The organism is Streptomyces sp. ICN903, from assembly GCF_022015835.1.
GTDB lineage: Bacteria > Actinomycetota > Actinomycetes > Streptomycetales > Streptomycetaceae > Streptomyces > Streptomyces fenghuangensis.
On the sequence record NZ_JAKMAY010000337.1, the window covers coordinates 1 to 5755 of the forward strand.

General features: G+C 72.6%; 4 protein-coding genes. 2 read left to right on the forward strand and 2 right to left on the reverse strand.

Features of this window, described 5'->3' with window-relative positions:
• The coding region (locus L7D48_RS24850; RefSeq protein ID WP_237882697.1) for a CTP synthase at positions 1–1593 on the reverse strand (1593 nt) is incomplete at its 3' end.
• Positions 1594–2030: 437 nt separating this feature from the next.
• On the opposite strand from L7D48_RS24850, the gene L7D48_RS24855 reads away from it, so the two are divergent.
• Positions 2031–3842, forward strand: coding sequence for a glycoside hydrolase family 15 protein (locus L7D48_RS24855; protein WP_206348265.1), 1812 nt, complete (start codon positions 2031–2033; stop codon positions 3840–3842).
• 190 nt (positions 3843–4032) lie between these two features.
• Positions 4033–5067 carry a LacI family DNA-binding transcriptional regulator gene (locus L7D48_RS24860; protein WP_237882699.1) on the forward strand — a complete coding sequence of 345 codons (1035 nt, stop codon included), beginning with the start codon at positions 4033–4035 and terminating at the stop codon, positions 5065–5067.
• Positions 5068–5150: 83 nt separating this feature from the next.
• Here L7D48_RS24860 and L7D48_RS24865 read toward each other — a convergent pair.
• The coding region (locus tag L7D48_RS24865; RefSeq protein WP_237882701.1) for a glycosyltransferase at positions 5151–5755 on the reverse strand (605 nt) is incomplete at its 5' end.

Sequence of the window (5755 nt, forward strand, 5' to 3'; positions counted from 1 at the left end):
GGTGGGCCGGGAGCGCAGCTCGGGGTGGGCCTGGGTGGCGACCAGGTAGGGGTGGGTCTCGCGCGGGTACTCGACGTACTCCACCAGCTTGTTGTCCGGGGATGTGCCGGAGAACACCAGACCGGTCTTCTCCAGCTCGGCCCGGTAGGCGTTGTTGACCTCGTAGCGGTGGCGGTGGCGCTCCTCGACGTACGGCTCGCCGCCGTAGACCTCGCGCACGATCGAGCCCTCGGCGAGCTTGGCCGGGTACATCCCCAGCCGCATGGTGCCGCCCAGGTCGCCCTCGCCGGCGACGATGTCGAGCTGCTCCTCCATGGTGGAGACCACCGGGTGGGGCGCGGCCTGGTCGAACTCGGTGGAGTTGGCGCCCTCGATGCCGGCCAGGTTGCGGGCGGCCTCGATGACGATGCACTGCAGGCCCAGGCACAGGCCCAGCAGCGGAATGCCGTTCTCGCGGGCGTAGGTGATCGCGGCGACCTTGCCCTCCACCCCGCGCTCGCCGAAACCGCCGGGGATGCAGATCGCGTCCACGTCGCCGAGCTGCTTCCTCGCCCCTCCGGGGACGCGGCAGTCGTCGGAGGTGACCCACTTGATCTTCACGCGGGCGTTGTTGGCGAAGCCTCCGGCACGCAGCGCCTCGGTGACCGACAGATAGGCGTCGGGCAGGTCGATGTACTTGCCGACCAGCGCGACGGTCACCTCGTGGTCGGGCTGGTGGACGCGGCGCAGCAGGTCGTCCCACTGGGTCCAGTCCACGTCGCGGAAGGGCAGGCCCATCCGGCGCACCACGTAGGCGTCCAGACCCTCGGTGTGCAGCACCTTGGGGATGTCGTAGATCGACGGGGCGTCCTTGCAGGCCACCACCGCGTCCTCGTCCACGTCGCACATCAGCGAGATCTTGCGCTTGATGGAGACGGGCACGTCGCGGTCGGCGCGCAGCACGATGGCGTCGGGCTGGATGCCGATGTTGCGCAGGGCGGCGACCGAGTGCTGGGTGGGCTTGGTCTTCAGCTCGCCGGAGGGCCCGATGTAGGGCAGCAGCGAGATGTGGACGACGAAGACGTTGTCGCGGCCGACCTCGTGCCGCACCTGGCGCACGGCCTCCAGGAACGGCAGCGACTCGATGTCGCCGACGGTGCCGCCGACCTCGGTGATCACCACGTCCACGTCGTCGGTGGCCATCCGGCGGATACGGTGCTTGATCTCGTTGGTGATGTGCGGGATGACCTGCACGGTGTCGCCCAGGTATTCGCCGCGCCGCTCCTTGGCGATGACCGTGGAGTAGATCTGGCCGGTGGTGACGTTGGCGGAGCCGTCGAGGTCGACGTCGAGGAACCGCTCGTAGTGGCCGATGTCCAGGTCGGTCTCGGCGCCGTCGTTGGTGACGAACACCTCTCCGTGCTGGAAGGGGTTCATCGTGCCGGGGTCGACGTTGAGGTACGGGTCGAGCTTCTGCATGGTGACCCGCAGTCCCCGCGCCTTGAGCAGGGCGCCCAGGCTGGAGGCGGTCAGGCCCTTGCCGAGCGAGGAGGCGACACCCCCGGTGACGAAGAGGTGCTTGGTCGTCATGGATGTCGAGGATCGAGTCGGCATGGCCAAGAGGGGGCTCCCGTGGTCGCGAGGTGACGTGCGCTGCGGCCGCCCCGGCCGGACCGGTTCGGCCGGCGGGGGTGCCGTCGCTGCGGTTCGGGGGTTGTTGTGCCCTCCGCTCCACGGGCTACCAGGGTATCAGCGGCGCGTCCGGGCTGCCGAGGCGCGGCCCGCCGCCGCCCGGACCATGGCACAGTTACCGGGGCGGCTGCCAAGGCGTCCGCCCGTGCGACGGTCCCGGCGGTCGTCACCGAAGCCGTACACCTAGGTTGTCAATCACCGGATTGTTGTCACCCGGAAGGCCCCGTCACCCCTAAGGTGACCTCGGCGCGGAACATCTGGCCGCGTCGTATCCTGCTCAGACTGTCCGCGCGGGCCCGCCCGCGCGGCAGGACGGAAGACCGCACGTCCCACGGGGCGTAGCCACTGTTCGACTGGAGATGCTCGTGGCCGGGCGCATCGAGGATTACGCACTCATCGGGGACATGCAGACCGCCGCCCTGGTATGCCGGGACGGTTCGGTGGACTGGCTGTGCCTGCCCCGGTTCGACTCGCACGCCGTCTTCGCCGGGCTCCTGGGCACCGAGGAGCACGGCTTCTGGCGCCTGGGTCCCGCCCACCCCGCCGGCCAGGAGCCGCCGGCGGCCAGCCGCCGCCGCTACCGGGGCGACTCCCTGGTCCTGGAGTCCGAGTGGGACACCCCGCGCGGGACGGTACGGGTGATCGACTTCATGCCGCCGCGCGAGCACCACGCGCCGCAGCTCATCCGCATCGTGGAGGGCGTCAGCGGCCGTGTGCCGATGCGCTCGGCACTGCGGATGCGGTTCTCCTACGGCTGGGTGGTGCCGTGGGTGCACAAGGTGGACGGCCGCACCGTCGCCGTCGCCGGCCCCGACTCCGTGTGGGTGGACTCCGAGGCCGACACCTACGGCGAGGACCTGACCACCTACGCCGACTTCACCGTCGCACCGGGCGACCGGGTGGCGATGACCATCAGCTGGCAGCCCTCGCACAAGGAGCCCCCGGCGCCGGCGGAGCCGGAGGCGTCCCTGGCGGCGACCGAGGACTTCTGGCGCGACTGGGTGCGCCAGTGCACGTACCACGGCCCCTACCGGGAGGCGGTGGTCCGCTCCCTGATCACGCTCAAGGCGCTCACCTACGCCCCGACCGGCGGCATCGTCGCGGCCCCCACCACCTCGCTGCCCGAGCACATCGGCGGTGTGCGCAACTGGGACTACCGCTTCACCTGGCTGCGCGACGCGGCGATCACGCTGTCGTCGCTGCTGCGCACCGGCTACCGCAGCGAGGCGCTGGCCTGGCGCGAGTGGCTGCTGCGCGCGGTCGCCGGCGATCCGGAGAACCTGCAGATCATGTACGGCATCGCCGGCGAGCGCGAGCTGGGCGAGACGGAGCTTTCCTGGCTGCCCGGCTACGAGAACTCCCAGCCGGTGCGGGTCGGCAACGGCGCCGCCTCCCAGCTCCAGCTCGACGTCTACGGCGAGGTCATCGAGGCCCTGCACCTGGCGCACATGACCGGCCTGGCGCGCAACGACTACGCCAGCCTCCTGCAGATCAAGCTGATCACCTACCTGGAGGACCACTGGAACGAGCCGGACGAGGGGATATGGGAGGTGCGCGGGCCGCGCCGCCACTTCGTGCACTCCAAGGTCATGGCCTGGACGGCGGTGGACCGCACCATCCGCCTGATCGAGTCCGGCGAGGCCGACGGCCCCCTGGAGCGGTGGCGCGCGCTGCGCGACGAGATACACCGCGACGTCTGCGAGAAGGGCTACGACCCCGAGCGGAATACCTTCACCCAGTCCTACGGGTCCAAGGAGCTGGACGCCTCCCTGCTGCTGATCCCGCAGGTGGGCTTCCTGCCGCCGGACGACAAACGGGTCATCGGCACCATCGAGGCCATCCAGCGCGAGCTGTCCACGCCGGACGGCTTCGTGCTGCGCTACCCGACCTCGGGCGAGCACGCGGGGCTGGACGGGCTGGAGGGCGACGAGGGCGCGTTCCTGGCCTGCTCCTTCTGGCTGGCCGACGACCTGGCGATGATCGGCCGGGTGGAGGAGGCGCGCAGGCTCTTCGAGAAGCTGCTCTCGCTCCGCAACGACCTGGGGCTGCTCGCGGAGGAGTGGGACTCCCGTCTGGGACGCCAGGTGGGCAACTTCCCGCAGGCGTTCAGCCACGTTCCGCTGATCGACACCGCCCTGCGGCTGACGGCCTCGGGAGCCTACGGCGGCTGACGGCCCACCCGCGCGACCGCGCCCGGTACCGCCCGGTGACGTCCGTTTCCCGGATGCGCCGGGCGGTGCCGTGCCACGGTGCTGTAGAACGTACGGCGGGGCCGTGAAAGCGCTCTCACCCGCGGAGCGGGCCGGCCCCCCGCGTCCGGCGGTAGCGTCGGGATTCCGCGAGAGAAGGAGTTGTTCGCCCGTGCACGGTCCCAGACCCACCCTCGAAGCGGTCGCCGCCCACGCCGGGGTCTCCCGCGCCACCGTCTCGCGCGTGGTCAACGGGGGCGCCGGTGTCCGCAAGTCCCTGCGGGACCGGGTCCAGGCGTCCGTGGCCGAGCTGGGCTACGTTCCCAACAGCGCGGCGCGCAGCCTGGTCACCCGCCGCACCGGAGCCGTCGCCGTGGTGATCGCCGAGCCGGAGACCCGGGTGTTCTCCGACCCCTTCTTCGCCCAGCAGTTGCGCGGCATCAGCCGCGAGCTGGCGGCGTGCGACACGCAACTGCTGCTCATGCTGCTGGAGGGCCGCACGGACTACGACCGCATCGGCCGCTATCTGGCGGGCGGGCACGTGGACGGCGCGCTGATGTTCTCGCTGCACCGCGACGACCCGCTGCCGTCCATGGCGAACGCCTCCGGTCTGCCCACGGTCTTCGGCGGACGGCCGGGCTGGCCCGGCGCCGAGGACGACCCCGAGCTGCTGTACGTGGACACCGACAACCGGGGCGGCGCCCGGCAGGCGGTGGAGCACCTGCTTCAGCGGGGGCGCCGGCGGATCGCGGTGATCACCGGCCCGCTGGACCAGACCTCAGCCCTGGACCGGCTCGACGGCTACCTCGACGCCCTGGGCCTGTCCGAGCCCGACCCCGCCCTGGTCGCCCACGGCGACTTCACGGCCGAGGGCGGCGAGCGGGCCATGGCCGAGCTGCTGGACCGCTCGCCCGGCCCCGACGCGGTGTTCGCGGGCAACGACCTGACGGCCACGGGCGCACTGCGGACGCTGCGCGCCCGCGGGCTGCGGGTGCCGCAGGACGTGGCGGTGGTCGGCTACGACGATCTGGAGCAGGCCGCCTGGGCCGAGCCCGCGCTGACCACCGTGCGCCAGGACATCCAGGGGATGGGACGGATGATGGCGGAGCTGCTGCTGCGGCGGCTCGAGCTGGGTGGCGCATCCGGCGGCGAGCGGCCGGCCCCGGTCGTCACCCCCGCGCAACTGGTCGTCCGCGCCTCCAGCTGACCCGACCGGGCCCGGAGCCCGGCGCGGGGTCCGGCGCGGGGTCCGGGCCCGGCGAAGGCCCGGTACGGCGGAGGCCAGGGTGGTCAGCTTCCCTGTGCCAGCTCGTCGTACACGCTCAGTACCTGGGCCACCGTGTCGTCCTCGCTCGGCCAGGTCGCGGCCTGGGCGCGCCCGGCCTCGGCCAGCCCGCGGCGCCGGGCGGGGTCGCCGAGCAGTCCGCCGACCGCCTCCGCCAGCGCGTCCGCGTCGCCGTAGGGCACCAGTAGCGCGGCGTCGCCGACCAGTTCCGGCAGACCGCCCACCGCGCTCGCCACCAGTGGCACCCCGGCCCGCAGTGCCTCCTGCGCCACCACCGCCCGGCCCTCCCAACGCGCGGGCAGCACGGCGACATCGGCGGCGGCGAGCAGCTCCAGGGCGTCCTCGCGCCGCCCCAGCAGCCGTACCGGCAGTTCCTCGGCCTCGATGCGGCGCTGCAGCGCGGGGCGCGCCGGGCCCTCCCCGGCGATGGCCAGCAGCGGCTGCGGATCCAGCCGGCTCCAGGCCCGGGAGGCGGTCAGCAAGGTGGTGTGCCCCTGGCGGGGGACGAGCCGGCCGATGGCGAGGACCAGCGGGCGGCCGGTGACGCCGAGTTCGGCCCGGACCTTCTCCCGTGCCGCGTCGTCCGCCCCGCCCGGCCTCTCCCCGTACC